Raw genomic sequence first — 25,885 nt, forward strand, 5'->3', positions numbered from 1 at the left:
ATACAAAACGAAAAATAAAAAACAGCCCTCTAATGAGGGCTGTTTTAATTGTTGTCTCTAGGGAAAGACAGTTACAAATATAATTAGAACTTGTAGCTTACGCCAATCTTAGCTTGCCATGCAGAACCACCAGCAATCGTATTATAATTACGTGTATCTCGGCCGCCGTATGGTTTATGTATTATGTATTTACCATTTTCGTCTAAACCACCAAAATCATAAACCACTTGGTTGGCATATTTAATCTTCTTCTCTACACCCCAATCGCTGTTAAGCAGGTTAGCAAAGTTATCTACCATGAAGTAAATTTGACCTGAATGACCTTCTGCAAAACCAGGAATATCTTGTTTAATACTAATATCCATAGTTGTTACCCAAGGCTGAGTAGCTGTATTTCGATCAAGAATTTTACCTGAAGGTGAAATTCCAGCTTCATCTAAATAACCTTTAAGTTCATCCCATGAAACCTTTGAGTCTTCCCAGTTTACATTTGGATCATCAGCTCCTGTAGGGATATAAGGTAAGTAAGCGCCTTGTGACCAAAATGCAGAAGTATCGCCAAAATCTCCGTCTTTATACATACCCATTGTATAACTGAACGGACGACCTGAACGACGCTCAAAGAACATATTAAAGCTCGTCGCATACCCAGCAAAGAACTCAGTTGAATACCCTAAGTTTAATTTAAAGCTGTGCTCAACTTCATAAAAACCACGAGATACCATATCTTGGTTTCGGTTCTTTATGATATTATGTTTGTAGTTACCTTGACCTTGAGATGCAGAACCTACATGATTTTCTTCGATATCTTGATGTGCATAACTCATAGTCATGCTTACACCATTATCCCAGCTTTTAGCTAGAGATGTTGAGAAAATAATAGAACGACCATCATCTTCAGCGTTTGTCATCATAATATCGAAGTTATCTTCATAGATACTTTCATTAATAACACGAACACCATCAGCCGCACGCTCACCAGAATCAAAAATACCTGTATTTACCCAAACAGCTTCATTTTCTTTCTTTTGGTACATTAATTCAGAAGACCAAAGAAAACCTTCACCTATCATAGGAATATCAACGGTGTAATCAACACCAATTTGCGCACGTAAACTTGTTGGTAAGTCAAATTCAGGATCGATGTAATTTACACTACCTGCACCTGCTTCAAGAGAATCTTTTATTTCTTGCGGAACTGTAAATGAATCAACGATATTGTTTTCATCTTGATAATACCCATTAGTAGCAGAACTTGGTGCTGATACTAAAGTAATACCATCCATAGTGAATGGGTTGTTATACCAAACATTTGGAATACCACCTTGGAAGCGGCCAATACCACCACGCACTACCACATCATCTGTAGCATAATACTTAAAACCAACTCGAGGTAAGATCACATCTTTACCGTCTAAGTTTTCTTGATTTGAAATGCCATTTGTTTCGTAGAAATTAGTGTTTAAAGTAGGTTTATCGTCTGATGATAATCTTTCATAACGAACACCCGCAGTTAACTCTAAATCATCAGTAACATAAAATGTATCTTCTAAATATAGCGCTAAAGTGCTACGTGAAGCATCATAAGCAGTATCAGCTGAATCATTTGTATAAGCATTTGAATATCTAAAATCATATTTACCAATTTTTTGATTTTCAAACAATTCAAAGTCATCAAAAGTCCAAGAACCTAACGAGTCTTGGGCAAATAAGTTATACAGATTTAAATTTTCGTATTGCGCACCAAACTTGATTTCATGATCGTCAAGTAAGTAACTACCATCAAATGAAACAATTAAATTTTTAGTTTGTGAATGATTATCATGATTGGTACCTTTCGCACCAAATTCAACAGAAGGTTGATCACGACCTTGGCTAACTTTTACGCTACCAAAGTTTGAATTATTTATTGTATCTGATGAAACGTCTTTGTAACTTACACCTATTTCAGTGGAAAGTTCATCAGTCCAATCAGAGTAAAGCTTAACTGCAAAGTTATCAAATTTAGTCACATAATTTGCACGACGAGAATTTAATGCTATGTTTTGACCGCCAAAAGTTGCACCGCGTGCATCTTGATCGTCTTGCCATTGATAAGTGAAATCTGCACGATGGCTATCTGATGCATTCCAACTTAATTTTACTAATAAAGTTTCGTTACTGTCTTCAACATCACCACCTAATGAATCTTGAATACCATAAGTATTGTTTAGCGTATTCATAAAGCTGTTGAAGTCATCTTGAGTCATATTATATTCATTGGTAGCACCGCTACCTTTGAATCCATAATCTACTTCATTTACACTTTTCCAATTACTGTAGTTTACAAAGAAAAACAACTCATCTTGTATTAAAGGTCCACCCACATTAAAACCAAAACGTGTATCTGTATTGCTTGGTTTAACTTTATTAGTAGAAAAAGTCTTGTGGCCAGTTTCGTCCAATATAGCATTACCTGGGTAATATTTATCACCATTAGGTAATTCACCTTTTTCAGTATAAGTTTCTTGCTGTAATACTGAGCGATCACCAGCGAGTTCAGGAGTTGATTGCTCTGCAAAGCCAAAGAATTTAAACTCATTGGTACCTGATTTTGTTACTGCATTAATAGTACCACCACCGAAATTGCCTTTTTTGGCAGAAAATGGTGACACATCAACGGATACTTGTTCAATGGCATCCAATGATACAGGAGGTTGTTGCGTTGCATACCCACCAAAATTAAGACCGAAGTCATCATTTTGACCGATGCCATCTACTGTAAGGCTATTTGAACGTGGATTACCACCGGCAATAGTCATCTCACCATTACCATTAATGCTGGCTAATGGGTTTAAACGTGCAACGTCTTTAATATCTTTATTAAAGCTAGGCATATTATCAATCGTTGCTTGTCCAAAAACGCTACTTGCGCCACCAACATCCTGTAAAACTCTTACTCCCGATACTTCTATCGTTTCCATCTTCTTAGATTCAAGCTGAGCTTTAACACGCTCTGTTTGACCTAAAGATAAGTAGATATTCTCTAACATATCATCAGAGTAAGTATCAGAATCAATAACAACTGTGTAAGGACCACCAACACGTAAGCCTTTAGCAACAAATACACCATTTTCATTTGTTGTTAATTCTCTTGATGTACCTGTAGGCTGATGAACGACAGTAATTTTAACATTACTTGCAGCATCACCTTGTGGTGTTAATATTTTACCACGCATAGCAGAAGAGGTGTCTGCTGCCATTGCGCTTGTCGATAAACCTAACGCAAAAACTAACGCGCCAGTGATCTTCGAAAGTTGATAAGTTTTCATTTAGTCGTTTCCCGTGTAACAATTATTTGAAAGTTAATTTGCTTATATATTATTTATCTACTGCTTTGATTTAGTGATTGTTTAATGAATTCACTAAAGGTATTGCTGATTTATCAAATATGCGATTCAATAAACCTGCTAATCTAATGCCACCTTGCGTTAAACGCTTTTTAACAACAGGTGTTTGTTCGTATACATAGTTATATCTATAATTAGCATCGCCAATGTCATATAACTTCTGTGCTATATAAAACGACTCTAAAATCCAGTCTTTCGGTTGGCTATTTAAGTATTTTGAAATGAGAGTTTTATCGTTTGTATCTATAAAGTGTGCAAATTCTGTAAAAGATAAATTTTGGTTTTCAACTAATAAGCCATCCCAAAGTGAATGCAAATTACTGTCTTTACCAAAAAATTTAACCTTGATGCGGTTTCCACCACGGTCTTCACTGTGGCCAACATGCATAGGCTGATGAATATCACCAACTACATGTACTAAAAATTTAAAATAAAAACGTTTGTCTTTTAAATTAGAAGAGGGGCTTTTTAAAACTGAAGTGGCTTTTAAAATTAAAGCATAAGCATCAGTGACTTCACCTGATTGTGCTGAAATATTATAAGACGAAGGTTTAAAATCTGATGCTTTACTAATATTAACGTAGTGATATTTACCTGATTCTTTTTGCCAAAAATCACTTGGATTTGAACGCATTTCATCAGGCCAAGTTGAAACCTCGGCTAATTTCTCACCCTCTAATAACGGTAAAATAGCTTGTAAAGTTGTTTCGGTGAGATGATTCTCTGCTATTTTTGCTACAATTCTATGGCCATTTTGACTCCACGCATGTGCATTATGAGATAAAGCAAACATTAATATTGCATAAAAGCCGATAATAAATTTTATTGTTAACTGTTTTTTCACCTAACTACCCAATTGCAAATAATTACAAATCACCTTGTTTCGATTACTTATTTTCACGCTTTTAAAGTTAAATAGAAAGGAGTTAACAGCATTCATCATTACTTGTTAACAAAGCTATTGAAACAATAGCTTATGTTGCTTAGGTAAAATTATTTATTGCAATAAGTAACTAAACTTGTTCAAATGTGCAATGTTGCAAACAAGTAAAGTGAAGTATTGTGTTATCGGAAATCGCATTTTTTGAAAAAAGAGTTATTGTTACATTTTTGTGTACAGTAATTGTATTTATGTTTTACCTAGGTAATTCAAGAACTGAAATATCTAATATAGCTATTCCTGTATTTATGGAAATATCAAGTCAATGTAAAACAAACGGCAAAGCTGTTGATCATAACTTAATTATTTATGTACCATCAGAAGTTGTGGCTAAACAGGTCTCACATAAACTATGTCAAGATGAAGTTGTAGCAAAACAATACGGGAATGTAATTGTACACTGGGGATATAAGTTAGGGGATTCTGTTGAATTTCTAGGAAAAGGCGTTGCAGATTTGATACTTGCAAAAGAGAATATCATGCAGGCTTTCATGGCTGAATCTACTTATAACTATCAAGCTGTTTTAGGTTACTCAAATTACACTGCATTTTTTATATCATTAAAAGAAAAACCAAAATTAAAAAAACTCTACTTTTTAGATAAAAAAATAGGGTTGTTAGATTACCCGACAAGTCGTTCAGGACACATTTTACCAAAAGCTTTATTTAAAGATTTAGAACTTAATATTGATAATTTAGATATCACTTATGCTAATTCACATGAAGGATTAAGAGACTTGTTAGCTAGCGGCAAAGTGGACTTAATTGCATCTTATTGGAAAAAAGGAGATGAAAAGCAGTTTTCTAAAAATTATATAGAACCAATTAGTGATCCAATAAGCGGTAGTAAGTGGTATTTAAAAATGGATGTAGACAATACAGATTTACTTTGTGCGGTACAAAGGAATTTGCTTGATTTAGCTAAAGAAAATGAATCAACCTATTTTAATCATGTAAAGTTATTTAAATCTTGTAATACGGAACTATTAACAAAGGTACTAACAGATGCTTAAGTATCATAAAGTAATTATATCATTTCTCTTTTTCTGGTTAGTATTACAACTTTCATATTCTTTGGGGGCTTATGTAGATCACAGGGCGAATATAGATAAATCGGTAAGTCAAATACAGACAAGAATTGCACTTGATTTACCAAGATTAAGCCTTCCAGATCGGTCACTTAATAATGTAGGCGATCATTCTTCTATTATAAACTACATAAAAAAATTCAATACCCAACTGAATAAAATGGGATATAAAGCCCAACTCCACACAATTCAAAACATTTCAATTGATAATAAAAATAACGATAGCCTAATATATCGAAGCTTACTTGCACCAGGTGAATCTGTAAATATACAAATATCTGAACCTAGTTTCGTTATTTCAGAGTATTTAAGCCTAATTCCCCTTCTAATAGCCATATTATTTGCTTACCTTACTTTAGATCACATCCTAATTTGGCAAAACCGTAAAAATACATTATTAATCACGCAAGATGAGCCTAAAACGCCGTTTTTAATAATCAATTTAAAAGAAAAAGTGCTGATCAATAGTGAGACTAACGTAACCATTTCGCTTGCAAATAAGCCCTTATGTTTTTATGTTGCGCTTACAGAGTTTTGTACACTCAATAAAGATATCGTGCTCAATCAAAATAAAGACCTACCAGATGAACTAACGGAATTAGCCAATAAATACTTCCTTAGACTTATCGAGTTAGGACACACAGTTCGTAAAAGGCCAAACTTTAGTAATAGCTTAGAAAAAACTTTAAGTGAGATCAGAGCAGCTTTAGATGAAGTATTTACTGATACGCCTGAATTAAAAGCAATCTATTACCCGCCGAAAGCACATGGAGAAGGCTCAAGGTCTAAGTTACACCACTATGGATTAAGTACAATTGAAACAGAGCATATTGAACTGATAGGGAAATAGAGAGTAGAGAGTATGGATGAGTATAAACTAATACTCATCCAAATTTTATTAAAGGTACTTAATTTCACCTTTAGGAGAATATTCATTTGCATTAATAGGGCTGTTTTGAATTAAGAATTCTTTTAAAACTTCAGCATCTATATAATTGGTAGGTACATACCCAGGGTGTTTATTCAATTTCGGATAACCATCACCGCCTGCAGCATTATAACTATTGAGACTAAATCTATAGGTACGATTTAAATCGATTGGTTTATTTTGAATTTTAATATTCTCAGCAATGCCTTGCTTCAAAGTTAAAGAAACACCATAAAACTGTGTATAAGCGCCGGCATCAGATGGGAAACTAGCGACTTTAGATAAAAAAGACTTTATTTCATCTCCTTTCATTTCAACATAAGCTAAACGATTTTTAAACGGATGTACGGTTAATACATTTTTATAGTTTATATCGCCAGCTCTAATAGAGTTTCTGATCCCACCGCCACTGATCACACCAAAGTCAGCATTTACTTTTTGCATTTGCGCAGCAGCAATTAATCTACCTAAGTTTGTTTGATGAAATCTGACATGATTTCTCTCACCGTCTAAATCACCTTTTAACTGTGCAATAGGTTGTATTAGTTGTGCTTGCCCTTGATTTTGAAACTTAGACAAAAAGTGATACATTTCAGGGTCATTTTCAATTTTTTTGCCAACTAATTTTTTAACCTTTGTACCATCAGCTGCAATCGTTGTTCTTTTGTAATTAACAGGTATTAATTGATAGTCAACCAATACTAGTTCATCATTAGTAAATTCAAACTCTGCTTTACCTACATATTTACCCCATTCATGGGCTTGCATGATCCAAGTACCATTTTGTTGGTCGGGAGTACAAACATCACCAGGTTGAAAATCTGTATCATATTTGTTTTCACCATCCATACACGCAGGCTCTTGCGAATGGCCCCCAATAATAATATCTAATGATCCTTGTTTAAGGTTTCTAGCTAGCTTTACATCACCTGGTGCATTTATGCCATGTTTTCCATCTGTAAAATGGCCCATATGAGTTACTGCAATAACAATATCTGGCTTTTCAGTTGATTTAAGTTCATTAATCAATTTTTGACTAGATAGAGTAGGAGATTCAAATCTTAGGTGACTAATATATTCAGGATTACCAATTTTAGCTGTATCAGTTGTTGTTAATCCAATAACAGCAATTTTAAGTCCATTTTTATTAAACATTTTATAGGCTTGGAATGGACGTTCGCCTGTAGTTTTATTAAAAATATTAGCTGATAATAAAGGAAAGTTAGACCATTGTTGTTGTTTTTTAAGTACTGAAAGTGGATTATCAAACTCATGATTACCAATTGCCATTGCATCATAACCTAATAAAGACATACCTTTGAAATCAGGTTCGGCATGTAGCATATCTGACTCAGGGATCCCAGTATTAATATCACCACCAGATAATAATAAAACTTCACTGTCTTGTGCTTTGGCTTCTGAACGTAAGCGATCTAATAATGTTTTACGGGCCGCCATGCCATACTCACCATCTTCATTATGCCAAAAGCGACCATGGTTATCATTTGTATGCAATATTGTTATTTTGTGTGTTTTCGAAACGGAAGCTTGTTCTTTAAATACAGAGCAAGCACTTATTGTGAAAATACTTGAGATTAAAATTGATTTGTATATTAGTGATAAAGACATTATGAACCTATATTTTAAAAAAAGATGGCTATTTAAATGTTTTAAATAGCCATCTGATATTAATCATATGGTAACTGAAAATTGGGATTTGAACAATTATACTAATTTTGTTGGAGCCTTTTATTGCTAGTATTCTTTCTTTTATTGGTATTTTACAATCTAGATTTTATATGAGCTAGTATTTATCATTCAAAAGGTAAATTAGCCTATTCACTTTTTTACCAGAAGACCTCGATCAATATATTATGTTTAAATAAAGGAAAAATTTGAATTTCATAGCACTTTCTAGCTTTTTATAAAACAATCAATTGTAACCAATATGTAATCAAAGCAACTAAAAATGTGAACAAGCAAAGCTATTTGTGGTTTTTTGTACTTCAAATGTTTATGCTAGTTTCACTAACAAGAAAATTACATAGTAGTAACAATTAATGAAGAATAAAATATCTAAGCTCATCAAACCAGTAATCGCTTTAAGTGCACTAACACTGAGCATGTCATCACAAGCTACAATTGTAGAATTCGATGTCTCAATTTCAAATGAAGTTAAAAGCGTTAAAGTGAATTTATTTGATGAAACAACACCAATCACAGTCGCTAATTTTTTGAAATATTTGAATGATGGGAGTTATACAGATACCGTTATACACAGGGCTATACCAGGGTTTGTCGTTCAAGGCGGTGGGTTTACTTTTGAAAATGAAATTCCTTTAACCAAAGTAGATACAGATTCTGCCATTAAAAACGAACCTGTTTGGTCAAATGTCAAAGGCACAATCTCTATGGCTAAGCTTGAAAATCAAATTGATAGTGCTACTAATCAATGGTTTTTTAATCTCGAAGACAATAGCGCTAATCTTGACCTCCAAAATGGCGGTTTCACAGTTTTTGGTCAAGTTATTGAAGGGATGGAAGTAATTGAATCAATAACCAGTCTATCTTTTTGTGGTGAAATGCCTATGCCCGATTATACTCAAGACCAATGTACAAATGGTGATTTACCAGGCCTAGAAAACTTTGTAGTTGTAAATCAAATTACAATTAATGATCCAGATGTTACTTCTGCTAGTTCGCTTTCACCAATAAAAAATACACTAATAGAAGAAAGTAATAAAACACCTGATCAGGTTAATAGTAGTAGCGGTGGTACTTTTTCTTGGCTAAATATACTAGCCTTTGGTCTGATTGCATTTCGTAAAAAATTTAGATAGCACTTTAATTATTGTCAATAAAAGCAGCCAGTTAAGGTTGCTTTTTAAACAGTATAAAAATAAATACAGCTACAAAGGGAAATAAATACCAATTAATACTATATCCTGATCTAACGTATTGAAGTTATCTATAGCTTAGGTATTATGTTTAGAAATATTAAGTATTTAACATATGTAATTTGAAGTGTTTACTCTAAACTTTATCAACATAGTTTCAACTATTAATAACGAACAATAATAAAAAGGCAGTTAAGATGACATATGTAGTTGAAAATATAGGCCTAGAAGCTTTAATGGATCGCGCTAATATCATTTTCACAAATGGATATGTTTTTGATGGCGCTGCCAATATTAATCAACTTAAACACAGTTTTGAAGCTGTATTTGGTTGTGTAAATAAATTTAAGTTTCAATTAAATTATAAATCTCAAAATGATTTTATTTGGCTTAACAATGAACCGTCTACTATCTTATTTGGCCATCAACTATGTGATGATATAGAAGGTGACTTTAAACAGCTATCAAGTCAAAGTATCGATCTAATCAGTACCGCGCCAATGATCATGAATGTCCTAGAGAATAAAAATAGATCAGAATTCATCATAGCTATATCAAGTAACCATACTTATATGGATGCAAGAAGTGCCAATTATATTTTTAACAATTTCATTAATCATTATAATGCTGTGTTACAAGATGAACCCGCTTTAAGTAAAGGCATATTAAGTAAAATAAAATCTCTTAAAACAATTTCAGGTGAAAACTTTGTGACACAAGCTTTATCACAAAGAGAAGAAATTCATAATGCAAAGAATATTGAAGACTTACTTGAATACAAAATTGAAGATATTGGTGAATATGGCATAGACAGAACTGAGTTAACAAAGTGCCTTGATAATTTCAAAAAAAATATCAGAGAGCCTCTGAACAGTCAGTTAGATATTAATCAATGTATCGCTCACTGTCGTAATACTTACCCTCAACTAACAAAGAATAGTATTGTATGTGCAATGCTTGCCAAATCAGTTTACTTAGTCAATGTTGAGAAAAGATCCAAACCAAAAAAACATAAAATTAGTTTTAAAATGTTATCCGATTTATTAAACAATGAGGATAGGCAACGTTATACAGGTAACTATATTTCTTTTTTACCTGTGACTGTTGATGGTGAAAAATCACTGAGTGATATAGCATTACAAATACATAATCGTATTGTGGAATTTAAAACTCAAGGCATAGATGTTTCTATGTTTTCTTTAACTGAAGAGGCAATAAAACAAGAGTTAGTAGGTACTTCTGACGAAGCACTTTCTTTTGTTGTAACCAATTGGAATAATTATGATTACCTTGGATGCGACAGATTCTTACATGATTGTATTTCTAAAAAACATTTAAGTGCTGTCAATATTGAGCCTAAAGACAACTTAGGAGCTGCACTAGTAAATAGACCGGTTGCTGTTATCAACTTCTCTCCTAACAAGGAACTATGTTTATCTTTTTTTCCATCTTTAAAATGTCCACAAGTGAATAAAGATTTATTATCGCAGTTTAAAACTTTACTTCACGCTAAAGATTAAGATTTGGATTTATTAGTGAATTTCTCAGATTTTAAAATTACAGAAAAAATATATGAAAGTGACATTTCAATTATTTACCGTGCGGTTACTTTAGATGACTTAACACCTGTTATATTAAAGACACTTAATCGTGATTACCCAACACAATTAGAGTTAAGCCAATTTCGTCGAGAGTATGATGTTTCCAAAGAGTTAAGAGGAATTGACAGTGTTTGGCAAACAAAAAACTTGCTTCAAATACATAATACATTAGTCATTGTTGGTAATGATATTGATGGAATCTCATTAAGTAAATGGTTGAAATTTAATACAGAAATCAATATTGATAAAAGATTAGTAATCGCAATATCTTTAGCTAATGCCTTAAAAACCTTGCACTTAAATCATTTGATTCATAAAGATATTACACCAGATAATATTGTTTATAATGAAGATACCAACCAAATCCAAATTATTGACTTTGGCATAGCATCTTTACTAAATAATGAGTTTCATAATTTTCAAAATGTAAATCAACTTGAAGGTACGCTTTCCTACATCTCACCAGAGCAAACTGGGAGAGTGAATAGAAACCTTGATTATCGCAGTGATCTTTATTCCTATGGCGTTGTATTATATGAATTATTTTCTGGGTTATTACCATTTAAAGAACAGCAAGAACTTGCTTTAGTTCATGCCCACATTAGCAAGCAAGCAATCGATGTGCGTGAAATTAATAACAAAATTCCAAAAGCGCTTGCAAAAATAATTATGAAATTATTGTCTAAATCTGCAGATTCACGCTATCAGAGTTCTGAAGGTTTAATCTCTGATTTAGATACCTGTTTATTTGAATTAAAACTTAATAATCAAGATTTTGATTTTGAAATTGGTAAAAAAGATAGCCTTCAAGTCTTTAATATCCCGCAAAAATTATATGGTCGTCAAAAACATATAAAAACGATATTAAATTCTTTTTTTAATATTTGTAGTGCAAAAGCTGAAGTTTTATTTATTTTAGGGCAATCAGGCACAGGGAAAACCGCTCTGGTACAAGAAATATATAAACCTTTAACCAGTACATCTGGTTTCTTTATATCTGGGAAGTTTGACCAGTTTCAAAAAAATATTCCCTTTTATGCTTGGTCCCAAGCATTAAATGAATTGGTTCACCTTTTATTAAAAGAAAAAGCAGATGTATTGGAATTCTGGAAAGATATTATTCAAGACGCAGTAGGGGACTTAGGCAAAGTCATAACACAAGTTGTACCTTCACTTGAACTAATAATAGGAACGCAACCAGATGTATCAGAGCTCTCTAGCAGCCAAGCATATAATAGGTTTAATTATGTATTTATAAAGTTTTTAACTTCTTTAGCAACTAAAAAATTCCCTTTAATTATCTTTATTGATGATTGGCAATGGGCTGATAATGCCTCACTATCATTATTAAAGCGTGTATCTGATGACATGCAGGATTCATGTTTATTATTGATCAATGCATACAGAGATGATGAAGTTGATGATGCACATTCACTCTCACTTGTTAGAAGTCACATTGAAAGTTCAGCTATTAACAATCATGATATTTTACTTGAAAACTTAACATATAATGATGTTTATGACCTTATAAATGAAATGCTTCAAAGTCCTATAGGGATCGACGATTTAGTAAAATTAGTATTTGATAAAACAGCCGGAAATGCTTTCTTTTTAATTCAGTTTTTAGACACTCTAAAAGAAAAATCTCTTATCTTGTTTGATGTTAAAAATGACTCTTGGTATTGGCATCATGATGAATTACATAAAGAGAATATGACAAGTAATGTCATTGAATTGCTGTCTCAAAAGTTATTAATATTGGCCCAAGATACACAGCAAGCGTTAAGATATGCTGCCAGTATTAATAATCGCTTTTCGCTTAAAATGCTCGCTAGTGTAATAGGTAAACCCCAAAATATAATCGCTCAATCATTAGAACCGGCTTTATTAGAAGGGATAATAAGGCCGCTGGATATCAATTACCGTTATGCTACACAAAAAGTAATTTATCAAGATGTACATTATCGATTTACCCATGATAACTTACAACAAGCAGCATATGCTTTGCTTCCTGAGCCATTAAAAACACAAACCCACTTACAAATAGCACGCACATTAGAATCAAAACTATCAAACACAGAAAAACAAAAAGAGCTGTTTAACATCGTTAATCACTACAATATTGCGACAAATTTGATTAAAAATGATGCCGATATTCATAATTTAATTAATTTAAATATGGCTGCAGGTAAAAAAGCCATGAACAGTACCGCATTTTCATCTGCTCTTTGTTATTTTGAAAATGCAATTTCGTTACTACCGGAAGATCCTTGGAGTAATTTACAAGATATTTGTGCTCAATTGCTTACGTTAGCTGCCGAAACCGCATTATTAGAAAAACAATATTGTAAAATGGAATCGTGGATTGATGAACTATTAGCGCATACACGCTTACCAATTGAACAAGCAAGTATCTGGACATTAAGACTACAAGCATACACTGCACAAAACCGACTTGAAGAAGCTGTTGAGGCATCGAATATTGCTTTATCTTTTCTTGACGTAAATTTGTCTAAATTGCCTTCTTTTTCAAAGGTAATGTTTGAGTTATTCAAAACAAAATATAAATTACGAAATCAAACCTGTGAAAGCTTACTAGAACTGCAAGAAATGACCGATCCTAGTAATTTATTAATTATGAGGATTTTAGGTTTAACAATCCCACCCGCATATTGGACTAGTCAAAATTTAGTCGCTGTAATCGTTTTTAAAATGACGCAAATATCTGTTGAACTAGGTTATTCGCCAATGACAGGTTATGCTTTTTCGTGGTGGGGGATCACAGAATCTGCGCTATTAAATCAAATTAAATCTGGCACTGAATTTGGCAATCTTGGAATAAAAATCGCTGAAAAATATGACTTACAGTTACAGCAGCCGTTATTCTTTATGGGCTGGATGTTACAAAACTTTGAAAAACCGCTAACTGATTCTATTGCAACTTTAGAACACGCTTATGAAGTATCTTTAGAAAAAGGTGATAATGAATACGCATCTTATGCACTAAATAATTTAACACAAGCTAAATTTAATAGTTCGCAGCCATTAGATGAGCTTGTAGCAGGTATGAAAGATACACACAAAATACTTAAAGGTTTTGGATATACTTCTTCTCAATACTGGCATGATATCTGTTGGCAAACTGCTAACAACTTTTACGAGCCATGTGATGACCCCGATATGTTATGTGGAAAAGCTTATAACGAAAATCAAAAATTAACACTACATCACAAAGCACAAGATAACAGTACCTTATTTTTATTATATTTTAATAAATTATTATTGAGTATATTTTTTAACAAAGAAAATGCCATAACCTATGCAAATAAAGGCCGTGAGTTTTTAAAATCTGGGGCAGGCATGTATGCATATGCAGCTTTTCACTTTTACGATTCTCTAGCCTTAATAAAAGATATTAAAGCTGTACCCGCAAATAAGCGTAAACATCTAAAACGTATTAAAAAGAATCAAAAAAAGTTAAAACATTGGGCACAGCATGCACCTGAAAACTATTTAAATAAATGGCAACTTGTTGAAGCCGAGTGTTGTAGCCTTTTTGGAAAAATCCAGAAAGCCATGACATTTTATGCTGATGCAATTTGTAATGCGCAAAATGCAAATTTACACCATGAGCAAGCACTTGCCCATGAATTAACCGCTAAGTTTTACCTATCATTAAATCAAGAACGTTTAGCGATTACAGATATTAAACAAGCATATTATTTATATAGGAACTGGCAGGCACATAATAAAGTAAGCGAGATAGAAAAAGAGTTCATAAACATTATGCCTAATTTATCTCAACCTGACCTTAATACACAACTTAGCTTAACACGAAAAACTCACACAGGTGACGGACTTGATTTAACAAGCTTAATTAAATCATCTCAAATGATGACTAAAGAAATAGAGTTAGAAAGTTTAACCAAGACATTGTTAAAAATTATTATGGAAAATGCTGGGGCTGATCGCGGTTTTCTATTTTTATTGCAAGAAAACGATAGTCTTGCATTACAAGCCTTTGGTTGGGTTGAATCTCTAGCTCTGAATATCACTTCAATAAATGAAACTGATGAGCAAAAATTAAAATCTATGTTACCAGTCAGTATCATTAATTATGTAACAAGAACACAAACTGATTTATCAATAGAAAATGCAACGCAAGATAAACTCTTTAGCGATGATGAATATTTTGAGAGCCATGCGGTTTATTCATGTTTTTGCCACTGTATTATGCATCAAGGTAAACAAGTTGGCATCTTATATCTAGAGAATAGTCTATTACAAGGTGCATTTAGTAATCAAAAGATAGAAATGATTGAGCTTTTATCATCTCAAGCTGCTATTTCAATTGTTAACTCCCACTTTTTCTCTCAATTAGAAAAGAAAGTATTAAATAGAACTAAAGCACTGCAAACATCCCTTGAAAAACAAGAGTTACTTAATCATGAGTTGTTAAAATCAAATAAAAAGCTAGATGATACCCATCAAAAATTACAACAAGCGAATTTAAAACTGTTAAAACTAGCAAATACAGATGGCTTGACAAATTTAGCAAATCGCAGACAGTTTAATCAACGTCTTGATGATGAATTTAATAGAGCCAGGCGCCTTGCTCAACCTTTAACCTTATTATTTTGTGATATAGATAATTTCAAATCTTTCAATGATACATTTGGTCACGTAGAAGGAGATGAGGTATTAAAACAAGTTGCTAAAGCGATGGAATCTTTATTTGTCAGAAGTTCGGATTTAACCGCTCGTTATGGTGGAGAAGAGTTCTCAATTATTTTGCCTGATATTGATAAAAAACAAGCGAATTTTATGGCACAAAGGCTCAATCAAGTTATTGCTGAACTTAATATTACACATTCTGGTAACTTACCACATAATAGAATTACGTTAAGTATTGGTAGTTATACTATAGTACCAACAAATGAAACCAACATTAAAATGTTATTAGAGGGTGCAGATAAAGCTGTTTATGCAGCTAAACATAACGGACGTCACTGCCATATTGATTTTGAAAGTCTTAAAAAAGATATCGGCGAAGTTACAACAATGAATTAACTGCTGATACTTAATTGTGCTCAAATATCATTTAAAGACTTTAAAAAGTCTTTATTTACTTTAAACCAGATCGTTTCTAGTGCAGAAACTAAACCGATTTAACCAAGTTGTTAAATTTGACAGCCAAAAATCTTTAGAGACTTTTGCATAATACTTAAAGCCTCATGTGTTAAATTTAAATGTTATTTTTCTATTAGATCTTTTTCTATATTTTCTATTTTTTCCCAATGAGCTAACTTAACTTTATTGTGTTGATAATCATATATATTCTGAAATTTTTGATGCTGTAAATCTAAAGAGTGAGCATATTTAAGTTGATTTTTTTCTTCGTTATTTAACGCATAACTTTGACCTAAAATATTTGCTATACACATGCGTTTTAGTAGGGGAGGTTCTTGTTTTTCACTTTCCCATTTACTTAAGATAGACTGAGAAACAGCTTCAAACATAGGGTGATTTGTAGCCAATTCTTGAGAAAACTGGTCTTGAGATTACTGTTGCATTTATCCTTTAACCTTAACACATCAAAAATCAAGTGTGAAAAGATGATTAAAGTTTAAAGGAATCTATATGAAAAATTTAATTGTTACTATTGTATTAGCTTGTTTGTCATTTAACGTAAATAGCACCACAACAATTTTTGAAGATGTTGTTAAAAAATCTGAAGTCATCACAACTAAAATGGTTATGATGGTAAACCACTAATAGGTGCCGCTGTAGGTGTTGGTTTCGGTTCTGCTTTTGGATCTGGAAGTGGCAAAGATGCTGCAAAAATCTCAGGTACATTATTAGATGCATTCGCTGCTAGAAAAGTTAAACAATAAACATTAAAGGGATCAATATACATTGTTGAAGTTAAAGGGGAGTTAGAGGTCGTTGATACTTGGTGCCCTCAACCAAATCAACAATGCAGCGCTATAATGAAAGATAAGATAGTTTATATAGTTAACAACAATGAATTAGTTGTAAAACAATAGGCCATACACTACTTTTGAAATAGCGCTTCAATTTAATATCTTGAATTTAAAGGAACCTCTACATGTTTTTAGACTACTTTGCACTATTTTTAGTTTTTTTTGTTTTCCTTGTCGTATTTTACGGAATTATTGTAATTCACGATATTCCTTATGAAATAGCAGTACATAGGAATCACCCTCATCAAGATGCAATTCATGCAACAGGTTGGATCAGCTTATTTACTTTACATGCACTTTGGCCTTTTTTATGGATATGGGCCACTCTATATCGTGAAGACAGAGGCTGGGGTTTTAAAAGTCACACAAGAAAGAACAATCAAGAAGAATGTGAATTATCAGATCAATTAGCTCAACTAAAAGATACAGTTAATAAACTTCAAAACCAAATAGCGCAAAAGGAATAATATTTATGGATTTACTCATTATTTTAACTTATACCGCAATTTGTATTATGATTTTTAAGACATTTAAAATACCGCTTAATAAATGGTCAGTTCCAACCGCTGTTTTGGGTGGTATATTTATTTTATCAGCGATTATTGTCACAATGAATTACAACCATCCTTATGCAAAATATGCAAAAGAAGTATTTGTATCTGTACCTATCGTTCCTCAAGTAACGGGGACAGTTAACACTGTGAATGTAGTACCTAATCAGCTCGTTAATAAAGGCGAAGTTTTGTTCACTCTTGAAAATGAACAACAAAAAATCGCACTAGCCAAAGCCGATGCGGCGCTAATTGAAGCAAAAAGTGGTGCATTGCAAAAAAATGAAAGTTTATTAGCAGCCATCGCAAAAGTAGAGAAAGCAAAAGCAAATAAAGACAGAAGCAACACGACGTATATACGTTATCGTGATGGCCACTTAAAAGGAGGCGTAAATTCACCTTTTTCTGAACAGCAAGTAGATACTAAAAAGAAATTATATGAGGCTGATGTTGCTACATTAGATGCTGCGCAAGCTGATGAAAGACGTATAAGGTTAATCACAGAATCAACAATTTTTGGTGAAAATACACAAGTAGCACAACTAAAAGCAGCGAGAGATAAAGCTAAACTTGATTTAGAGCGTACTTTTGTTCGTGCACCATCAGATGGCTTTCCAACTCAGGTTGCTATTAGACCAGGTATAAGGGCAGCGAGCTTACCACTAAGGCCTGTTATGACATTTGTACCAAAAGAAAAACGCAGAATAGCAGGCCTGTTTTGGCAAAATTCATTATTAAGGCTAGAGAAAGGAATAGATGCAGAAGTCATTTTAGATGCAGTACCAGGTCATGTATTTACTGGTAAGGTTGTTGAAGTTTTGCCAGCAATGGCTGAGGGTGAAGTACAAGCAAATGGCTCACTAATACCATCTACTATGATTGCCAAACATGGATATGCGATTGCGATTATCGAATTAGATGATGATCTTGGGAAATTCAACTTACCACTTGGTGTTCAAGGGCAAGCTGCTACCTTAAATTATGAACACGACATTTTACATGTTTCACTTGTACGTCGAATTTTATTACGCATGCTAGGCTGGTTGAAATATATCTACCCAGTAAAATAACTTTATTAAAAGGCTCAGAATAAATAGCCTTTCTTTTACCCAAACATTAATTTAGGAAACATTATGATAAAGACGAAAGTGATTTTATTATTAAGTTTAATGGTATTTTTGATTGCATGCGCCTCACCTGGCCCAAAGGTAAATTTTGATAAAAATCCAAATATTGATATTAGTTCAGCTAAAACATTTACATGGCTAAAAGAATCAAAGCCATTACAAGTCAGAGCAGGCTTTAACCCTATAACTAAAGCCCGAATCGACGAAATAATCGAAGAAACGCTACTATAAACTTGTTAGTGATGTAAAAACAGCTGATTTAGCTATTTCTGACAACTTTTAGAACCTTAGTCATCAATATTATTGAAAATGCAGCAAAAGTTGAAGATGCAATCAAGTAAAAATTGCACAGAATCAATAGCAAATAAACTAAGCGATCGAGAAGCAATCTCAGATGTCTGTTGATATGGAGCTATTGATCATTTCAATGACTCTTCTACTCAATTACTAAATGAATTACAAAGCATACTAGATAATTTGGATGACGTGTCTAAACAAGCCCATGCACTAACGGAAGAGTTAGCTAAATTTAAAGTTTAAGTGATGATTTGAATAATGACATAAAAATTAATAGATATAATATTCTAATTTACTTTGCAGTATTTTAAAAAACAGATAAGGTGGGCTTATAACAATAATAATTATAAGTTCAGCTATGCTACTAACAACAAAACTTTTTTATCGTAGTTATCATTATTCACTTAAACTATTTAGTTCAATTATTCCTTTCCCTAGGCCAATTTTATATCAAGGTGAGCATGCCTTAAGTCAGTTAGTTGAAAATATAAAATCAAATGAACAGCGTTCATTATTACTTGTTACAGATAAAGTATTAAAAGACCTTGGTTTATTAGAGCCTTTAATTACACTACTTAATAAAAATAAAATAGCGCATACAATTTATAGTGATGTACAGCCAAATCCAACGATTGAAAATGTCGAAAGTGGTTTACGTGCTTATTTAACTTCTGACAGCCAAGCAATAATCGCGCTTGGTGGTGGTTCAGTAATGGATTGTGCGAAATTGATTGGTGCAAGAGTTGTCAAACCAAAAAAATCTATTGCACAATTAAAAGGACTGTTTAAAGTTCTTAAAAAGTTACCCGATCTATATGCGATACCAACAACCGCAGGCACAGGATCAGAAACTACTATTGCTGCTGTTGTATCTGATCCTATAAACAAACAAAAATATGCCGTCACAGATCTGGTGCTTATGCCAAAAGCTGCGGTTTTACTGCCAGAATTGACTTTAAAATTGCCTGCACAGATTACAGCCGCAACCGGCATGGATGCATTAACGCATGCAATAGAGGCTTATATTGGAATCAACGGCAATAAATTCACAAATGATCGTGCTTTAAAAGCATGTAAACTGATTTTTGACAATTTATTGAATGTATATAAAGAAGGAGGAAATTTAACGCAAAGAAACAATATGTTATTAGCATCTTTTTATGCTGGCGAGGCTTTTACGCGTACATCTATTGGCTACGTACATGCCATTGCACATAATTTAGGTGGATTATATGGCACACCTCATGGACTCGCAAATGCAGTGACTTTACCTTACATACTTAGGTGGTATGATAATAAAGCACATAAATCACTTGCTGAAATCGCTCGTTATTGCAACTTAGGAAATGAGTTTAAACTCGATTGCGATAAAGCCAATGCTTTAATTGAAACCATAGAGAATTTAAATAAACAGATGGGCCTACCAACAGGCTTGTCTGAATTAAGAGAATCAGATATCAGTATGCTTGCAACTAAAGCATTAAAAGAAGCGCATCCAGATTACCCTGTACCAAAATTTATGACTTTAATGCAATGTAAAGAAGTTATAAGTAAGTTATTAGTTTAAATAAATAATTTGAAAGTTATTTCTTATAAATAGGGTCTATAATTTCTAGAGTAGATTTTTAGATGTTATAAACCCTATTTAGAGGTGATTTTTCTTGATATACAAATTTAATTTCATTAGTTTTTTATTGTTAAGTAGCCAAGTTTTAGCTAATTATACTACTGTGACAGTATTAGACCCAAAATTGGCTGCAATAGAAGGGGTAGTAGTGTATTTATCCCCTTTAGATAAATCGTCCGTTAATTCTCATACAACTCAAACTCTCATAATTTCTCAAAATAACAAGAAATTTACACCCTATATTGCTGTTTTACAAAAAGGTCAAAAAATAAAATTTAAAAACCAAGATGATGTAACTCACCACATATACTCTGTTTCAGGTCAAAACCGTTTTGATTTCAAAGTGAAAGCAGGGGGGCACAAGGATAATATTAATATTAGCACAGCAGGTGAGATTGCCATGGGTTGTAATATACATGATTGGATGAGTGGTTATGTGTTAGTTGTTGATACGCCATATTTTAATAAAACAACATCAAGTGGTATCAGTAATTTTGAAAATATACCTTCGGGTAATTATAAACTAACCATATGGCATCCACAGTTAGAAACTAACAATAATGAGTTTGTAACAGATATAATGATACAAAAAACACAAAATTTTAAAGTAACATTACCTAAAGCACTGCTTCCTATACCCGTTCAGCAAAATCAAGACGAATTTGATTTCTTAGAAGGATACTAGTTTTTATGAAAGTTTCTTTTATGAAAAGTTTACAAAGTCGTATTTTTATCTTGTTTCTCTTTTTGCTTTTGTGCATCCAAATGATGTCTTTTTATTCAACATACCAAGCAAAGCAAAAATCTGAAACCGTTCAATTAAATAATAAAATAGCAACCGCTAAACAAGTGTTTGAAACACAGCTAAACAATCGAAACTATTACCTAAATGCCTTTGCTGAAACAGCGGCAAAAGATTATGGTTTAAAAAATGTATTTACCGAAGACAGAAAAAGTTTTTTGTTAGCACTTAATAACCATAGAAAAAGAATTAATGCAGATTTAGCGATATCAATTAAATCAGATGGCGAAATCACTGGTCAGTTAATTACATATCATAAAAACAAACAAAAAAAAGTAAAAGTAGGTCCAGATCAAGGAAAGACTTTTAATAACTTTGAAATTTTTACTCAAACAGATACAACTGAGCTTTATTATTTAGATACTAAAATCTATCAATTAAGCTTAGCGCCTTTAAAAAGTGGTAGTAGGATAATAGGCTGGGTCGGATTCGGCTATATCATAGATCATAATTTAGCAAATGAATTAGCAAAATTAACAGGTGTTAATATTAGTTTTTTGCTTGAAGATCCTGCTTTGAATAATACTACAGAAGTGATCAGCTCTCACTTATCAGATAATGAACAATATGATCTTAAGTCGATTCAATCGATAAACGCTGGCATTGATATTAATTATATTTCAAGTCACTTTAGATTAGGTGAAGTTAATAGTTCAAACCTGACGGCATTAATGTTTCAGTCTAAAGTATCAGTGCTTAAGAATATTCAGGCAGACTGGCAGGAATTCCTCATAATATTCATGTTTGAACTTGTATTATCTCTTTTTGGCGCATATTTAATTTCAGCGGGCATTACCCGTCCCATTAAACAATTGATACATCAAATAAAACATATTGGCCAAGGGAAATATGATCATGATGTTGAGATTGATGCCTCTCACGAATTAACCCAATTAGCTGATGAATTTAATCAAATGAAAGATGCTGTAGTCGCTCGTGAGCAGTTGATCAGACATCAAGCATATCATGACTCAATTACTGATTTACCTAATAGGAACTACCTTGCAGAAAGGTTAGTTGAATATAAAAACAAGGAAACAGGCTTTTTAATTCTTCAAATTAATATTAGAAGAATTAAAGAAATAAATGACACTTTAGGTCATAAAGTCGGAGATAAGGTCATAATTGAGTTTTCTAACAGACTTAAAGAATATTGTCTGGAAGATGAGCTGTTTCATTTAGGGGCTGATGAATTTGTATTGATAAGTCAGAAATTAGAGATCGAAAATACCATATCACAGTTATCAATTCGTTTAGACCCTTTGTTTAACCACGAAAATTTAAATCTTCATTTGCAATATTGTATCGGAATAGCGCAATACCCAATACATCATACAGGTGAAATTACCGACCTATTAAAGAGAACAGACATTGCCTTGCAATACGCAAAAAAACATAATCGCATCTATCAAACTTATGATCGCCAATTTGATTTTAATACAGTTGAGCGACTTCATCTAATTAATAGTTTAAAAACTGCAATAGAACAAAACCAACTGGTATTACATTATCAACCTAAGGTTTCTTTATCTTCGATGCAAATTAGTCATGTTGAGGCACTTGTTCGTTGGGAGCACCCTATAAATGGATTAATACCACCAGATTCATTTATCAGCATTGCAGAGCAAACCGGTCAAATGGATGCATTAACCCGTTGGGTGACTAAAGAAGCGATTGAGCAATACTTAAAATGGCAAAAACTTAATATTAATATCAAAATCGCCATTAATATTTCAGCTGATAATTTAAAAGACAAATCTTATAGCGACTATGTCATCGCATTGAAAGAAGATAATAATATTGCAGATTATGAGATCACTTTAGAAGTGACTGAAGATGCTGTTTTATCTGATCCACAACAGGCAACTGAAATTTTAGCTTACTTAAAATCTCATGGGTTTAAACTCTCTATAGACGATTATGGCACTGGCTATTCTTCATTGGCTCAGTTAAAGCAATTACCTGTACAAGAGTTAAAAATTGATAAATCATTTGTTCAGCAATTAATGCAAAACAAAGATGATCAAATCATTGTCAGATCTACAATTGAATTAGCACATAATATGGGGTTAAGTGTTGTTGCTGAAGGCATTGAAGATGAAAGAACATTACTTTGGCTGCAAAAACATAATTGTGAATTAGCACAAGGTTATTTTATTAGTCGGCCAATTAAAGCTGATTTATTTCAAACATGGTTAAAGGAAAGCGCATTCAGCACAGCTAAGGATGGTAAATGGTTAAAATTATAGTTTCAATATTTGCACTACTCAGTGTGAATGCTTTTTCAATTGAACATGAATTTAAAGGTTTAATTGATACTAGAATCGTATCTGTTTCTGACAATAATACGAGTTATCTAGAAGGTGATTATGGTAAATTTAATTATAGTGATGATACCCAGTTAACCTTGTCTCAACTTGGTTTGCAATACGCTTTAAAATGGGAGAATAATCTTGAATTACGTGTTGTTGGAAATTTATATCTAGATGGTGTTAAAGATGGAGGTGGCTTAACTGAAGCATTTATATCTTATAAAAGCTTACCAAACCAAAATGGCTGGCGTGTAAAATCAAAAGCGGGCATTTTCTATCCTAATATTTCATTAGAAAATATCGCAACAGCTTGGTCTACGCCTTATACATTAGCAAGCTCAAGTTTAAACAACTGGGTAGGTGAGGAATTAAGACACTCTGGCGTGCAATTTTCATTAGATAAACTTGGAAAATTCACCAAATCTTCTCATAACTTTTCTTTCGATATGGCCTTATTTCACAATAATGATACTACTGGCGCTATGTTATCTTGGCATGGTTGGACTCTAGGCAATAGACAGACTCTGTTGAATGAAAAGTTAGTTGTGCAACCTTTTGCTGCGCGGGAATCTACTTTAAATGGACAAGCAGCCAGTTCAGATCCATTTATTGAACTTGATAACCGATGGGGAGTACATTTAACAACAAATTGGAAATACCAAAATTATTTAACAGTGTCTGGAGGAGTCTATAACAATAATGCCGATGCAAGTATTGTAAAATCAGGACAATACACTTGGGACACAAACTTTGAACACTTTGGCATCAAATATAACGTATATAAACAGCTTCAGTTTATTGCGCAATATATGACTGGCAGTACATTTATGCAATCGCCTTATGGCGATAAGGTTGTTGAAAATGACTTTAATAGCGGCTTTGTTATGATACGTTATCTTCAGAATAACAATCAATATGCATTAAGATTAGAAGAATTTGAAGTTAAAGATTATGATTCTACAGTGGGTGATAATAACAACGAATACGGAAAAAGCATCACATTAAGTTATAGGTATAAATTAAATAAAAGAAGCTTTATTCATACTGAGTATAACTGGATTGACTCATCAAGACCTTCCCGTTGGTATTTAAAACAGGATATAGATTTAATAGAACACCAATATCAACTCGCTTTTAGACATTATTTTTAATACTCCTAAGATAGTGAAAGAATAAAAAAACAAAAAGGAGCTTAATAAGCTCCTTTTAAAAAGTATTGATAAATATGGTTACTCTACGATATTTGCAACTGTATGTTCGATAGCCAATTTATATTCTGTATCATCACAGTTTTCTGTACCACAATCTTTTTCTTCTAAAACAATAATATAGTTACCGTCTTCTTTAAAGTCTTGTTCAGGTACAGTAAGTTTCAAATATAAAAGGATAGCCCTAAAAACTAGGGCTGAATGATTAAAGGCTTTTCTTAGGAGGAAGAGCGACGTTGGCAAATATTATTCCAGCAATTAAAGACATAAAAATAATGAAAGTTTGCTGTCCTATGTGTTCAGTATGTAAAAAATCTTGACCAGACATCAGTGCGTTTAAACCGTAAGCGCTAATTTAACCCCACATTCCAATTTCAATCAGCTTTAAGCAAAATTATCTCATCAAATTAATTCGGGATAATTATGAAATATCAGCAAAAAATTAAACATTGGCAGTCACTCTTTATTCAGCAACAAAACAGTGGTCTTTCTATTACTGATTTTTGTAAACAGCAAAAATTTTCAACTTCTACATTTTATGCCTGGAAAAAACGCATAGCCAAAACTAATGGCAATAAGCCCCTGCCGACTCAAAAGCAACAACTTATTCCCTTGCTTGTTGAAGGTGCCGCTGAACTTCAAACGACCTCGCTCAAATTAAGTACACCAACCGGCTATCAATTAGAATTTGATGAGGACTTATGTCATCAAAAGCTTCATCATATTGTGAGTTTACTTAAATGATCTGTCCTCAACAGGTATATTTGGTCACTGGCTTTACTGACATGCGTAAATCCATAAATGGTTTATCAATCATTGTTGCTGAGCAACTTGAGTTAGATCCTCTCAATCAAGCTTGGTATGTTTTTTGTAATAAACATCGCGATAAGCTAAAAATTTTATTTTGGGATACTAATGGTTTTTGGCTCTATTATCGACGTTTAGAACAAGGTCGCTTTCAATGGCCGAAAAACAGTTGTTCATTGGCTGCTATGGGTATTGAACAACGCCAGTTGCAATGGTTACTCTCAGGCTTGCCTGTTAGTAATCCGTCACGACATCACACATTATCAGGCCTATCGGTTATGTGATCCTGAAGAGCATTTTTTAGGTATTGAACGATCTTTTTACTGT

Annotated in this window: 20 protein-coding genes and 1 pseudogene; 14 read left to right on the forward strand and 7 right to left on the reverse strand. The window is 32.9% G+C overall.

Annotation, left to right across the window (positions count from 1 at the left end; genetic code table 11):
• Nucleotides 1-83 precede the first annotated feature (83 nt).
• Nucleotides 84-3,311: a TonB-dependent receptor domain-containing protein gene (locus PSA_RS22785; RefSeq protein ID WP_042152385.1), complete on the reverse strand. Its 3,228-nt coding sequence runs from the start codon at nucleotides 3,309-3,311 to the stop codon at nucleotides 84-86.
• A gap of 70 nt (nucleotides 3,312-3,381) precedes the next feature.
• Nucleotides 3,382-4,182: a S1/P1 nuclease gene (locus PSA_RS22790; protein ID WP_042152424.1), complete on the reverse strand. Its 801-nt coding sequence runs from the start codon at nucleotides 4,180-4,182 to the stop codon at nucleotides 3,382-3,384.
• A gap of 338 nt (nucleotides 4,183-4,520) precedes the next feature.
• Here PSA_RS22790 and PSA_RS22795 point away from each other — a divergent pair, with 338 nt between their 5' ends.
• Nucleotides 4,521-5,342, forward strand: a complete 822-nt coding sequence (locus PSA_RS22795; protein ID WP_042152427.1) for a PhnD/SsuA/transferrin family substrate-binding protein — start codon at nucleotides 4,521-4,523, stop codon at nucleotides 5,340-5,342.
• Nucleotides 5,335-6,267, forward strand: coding sequence for a hypothetical protein (locus tag PSA_RS22800; RefSeq protein ID WP_042152388.1), 933 nt, complete (start codon nucleotides 5,335-5,337; stop codon nucleotides 6,265-6,267). Before PSA_RS22795 ends, PSA_RS22800 begins: the two co-directional genes overlap by 8 nt.
• A 48-nt stretch (nucleotides 6,268-6,315) precedes the next feature.
• Here PSA_RS22800 and ushA read toward each other — a convergent pair whose 3' ends face one another.
• Entirely contained in the window at nucleotides 6,316-7,974 is a 1,659-nt protein-coding gene (gene ushA / locus PSA_RS22805) for a bifunctional UDP-sugar hydrolase/5'-nucleotidase UshA (protein ID WP_042152391.1), read from the reverse strand.
• Nucleotides 7,975-8,405: 431 nt separating this feature from the next.
• Between ushA and PSA_RS22810 the strand changes: the two genes are divergently transcribed.
• The 3 genes from PSA_RS22810 (at nucleotide 8,406) to PSA_RS22820 (ending at nucleotide 15,913) form a co-directional block, all read left to right on the forward strand.
• Nucleotides 8,406-9,185 carry a peptidylprolyl isomerase gene (locus tag PSA_RS22810; RefSeq protein ID WP_127924242.1) on the forward strand — a complete coding sequence of 260 codons (780 nt, stop codon included), beginning with the start codon at nucleotides 8,406-8,408 and terminating at the stop codon, nucleotides 9,183-9,185.
• A 254-nt stretch (nucleotides 9,186-9,439) separates the two neighbouring features.
• Nucleotides 9,440-10,762, forward strand: coding sequence for an acyltransferase (locus PSA_RS22815; RefSeq protein WP_042152394.1), 1,323 nt, complete (start codon nucleotides 9,440-9,442; stop codon nucleotides 10,760-10,762).
• A 15-nt stretch (nucleotides 10,763-10,777) separates the two neighbouring features.
• Entirely contained in the window at nucleotides 10,778-15,913 is a 5,136-nt protein-coding gene (locus tag PSA_RS22820) for a diguanylate cyclase domain-containing protein (RefSeq protein WP_042152398.1), read from the forward strand.
• 182 nt (nucleotides 15,914-16,095) lie between these two features.
• On the opposite strand, the gene PSA_RS22825 is transcribed toward PSA_RS22820, so the two are convergent.
• Both PSA_RS22825 and PSA_RS25620 read right to left on the reverse strand, forming a co-directional pair.
• Entirely contained in the window at nucleotides 16,096-16,362 is a 267-nt protein-coding gene (locus PSA_RS22825; protein WP_042152401.1) for a hypothetical protein, read from the reverse strand.
• Between the two features lie 236 nt (nucleotides 16,363-16,598).
• On the reverse strand, nucleotides 16,599-16,760 hold the full coding sequence (locus PSA_RS25620; RefSeq protein ID WP_157575824.1) for a hypothetical protein: 162 nt from the start codon (nucleotides 16,758-16,760) through the stop codon (nucleotides 16,599-16,601).
• Nucleotides 16,761-16,952: 192 nt separating this feature from the next.
• Between PSA_RS25620 and PSA_RS22830 the strand changes: the two genes are divergently transcribed.
• The 7 genes from PSA_RS22830 (at nucleotide 16,953) to PSA_RS22860 (ending at nucleotide 24,694) form a co-directional block, all read left to right on the forward strand.
• Nucleotides 16,953-17,294 carry a DUF3302 domain-containing protein gene (locus tag PSA_RS22830; protein ID WP_042152403.1) on the forward strand — a complete coding sequence of 114 codons (342 nt, stop codon included), beginning with the start codon at nucleotides 16,953-16,955 and terminating at the stop codon, nucleotides 17,292-17,294.
• Between the two features lie 5 nt (nucleotides 17,295-17,299).
• Nucleotides 17,300-18,448 (forward strand): HlyD family secretion protein, encoded by a 1,149-nt coding sequence (locus tag PSA_RS22835; protein WP_042152406.1) that lies wholly within the window; start codon nucleotides 17,300-17,302, stop codon nucleotides 18,446-18,448.
• Between the two features lie 63 nt (nucleotides 18,449-18,511).
• Nucleotides 18,512-18,736 carry a hypothetical protein gene (locus PSA_RS22840; protein ID WP_042152409.1) on the forward strand — a complete coding sequence of 75 codons (225 nt, stop codon included), beginning with the start codon at nucleotides 18,512-18,514 and terminating at the stop codon, nucleotides 18,734-18,736.
• A gap of 424 nt (nucleotides 18,737-19,160) precedes the next feature.
• Nucleotides 19,161-20,369, forward strand: coding sequence for an iron-containing alcohol dehydrogenase (locus PSA_RS22845; protein ID WP_042152415.1), 1,209 nt, complete (start codon nucleotides 19,161-19,163; stop codon nucleotides 20,367-20,369).
• A gap of 94 nt (nucleotides 20,370-20,463) precedes the next feature.
• Nucleotides 20,464-21,114: a cupredoxin domain-containing protein gene (locus PSA_RS22850; protein WP_052380247.1), complete on the forward strand. Its 651-nt coding sequence runs from the start codon at nucleotides 20,464-20,466 to the stop codon at nucleotides 21,112-21,114.
• A 20-nt stretch (nucleotides 21,115-21,134) separates the two neighbouring features.
• Nucleotides 21,135-23,480 (forward strand): EAL domain-containing protein, encoded by a 2,346-nt coding sequence (locus PSA_RS22855; protein ID WP_042152436.1) that lies wholly within the window; start codon nucleotides 21,135-21,137, stop codon nucleotides 23,478-23,480.
• On the forward strand, nucleotides 23,465-24,694 hold the full coding sequence (locus tag PSA_RS22860) for a hypothetical protein (RefSeq protein ID WP_042152419.1): 1,230 nt from the start codon (nucleotides 23,465-23,467) through the stop codon (nucleotides 24,692-24,694). Before PSA_RS22855 ends, PSA_RS22860 begins: the two co-directional genes overlap by 16 nt.
• Before the next feature lie 78 nt (nucleotides 24,695-24,772).
• On the opposite strand, the gene PSA_RS25625 is transcribed toward PSA_RS22860, so the two are convergent.
• Nucleotides 24,773-24,919, reverse strand: coding sequence for a hypothetical protein (locus tag PSA_RS25625; RefSeq protein WP_157575825.1), 147 nt, complete (start codon nucleotides 24,917-24,919; stop codon nucleotides 24,773-24,775).
• Between the two features lie 37 nt (nucleotides 24,920-24,956).
• Nucleotides 24,957-25,094 (reverse strand): annotated as a pseudogene (locus PSA_RS25630) (threonine/serine exporter family protein); the annotation flags it as partial.
• An 80-nt stretch (nucleotides 25,095-25,174) separates the two neighbouring features.
• Here PSA_RS25630 and PSA_RS22865 point away from each other — a divergent pair.
• Entirely contained in the window at nucleotides 25,175-25,495 is a 321-nt protein-coding gene (locus PSA_RS22865) for a hypothetical protein (RefSeq protein ID WP_042153749.1), read from the forward strand.
• Nucleotides 25,492-25,842 (forward strand): IS66 family insertion sequence element accessory protein TnpB, encoded by a 351-nt coding sequence (gene tnpB, locus PSA_RS22870; protein WP_042153746.1) that lies wholly within the window; start codon nucleotides 25,492-25,494, stop codon nucleotides 25,840-25,842. The genes PSA_RS22865 and tnpB overlap by 4 nt, the downstream gene beginning before the upstream one ends.
• The last annotated feature ends 43 nt before the right edge of the window (nucleotides 25,843-25,885 follow it).

The sequence above is a fragment of the Pseudoalteromonas sp. '520P1 No. 423' genome (assembly GCF_001269985.1).
Lineage (GTDB): Bacteria > Pseudomonadota > Gammaproteobacteria > Enterobacterales > Alteromonadaceae > Pseudoalteromonas.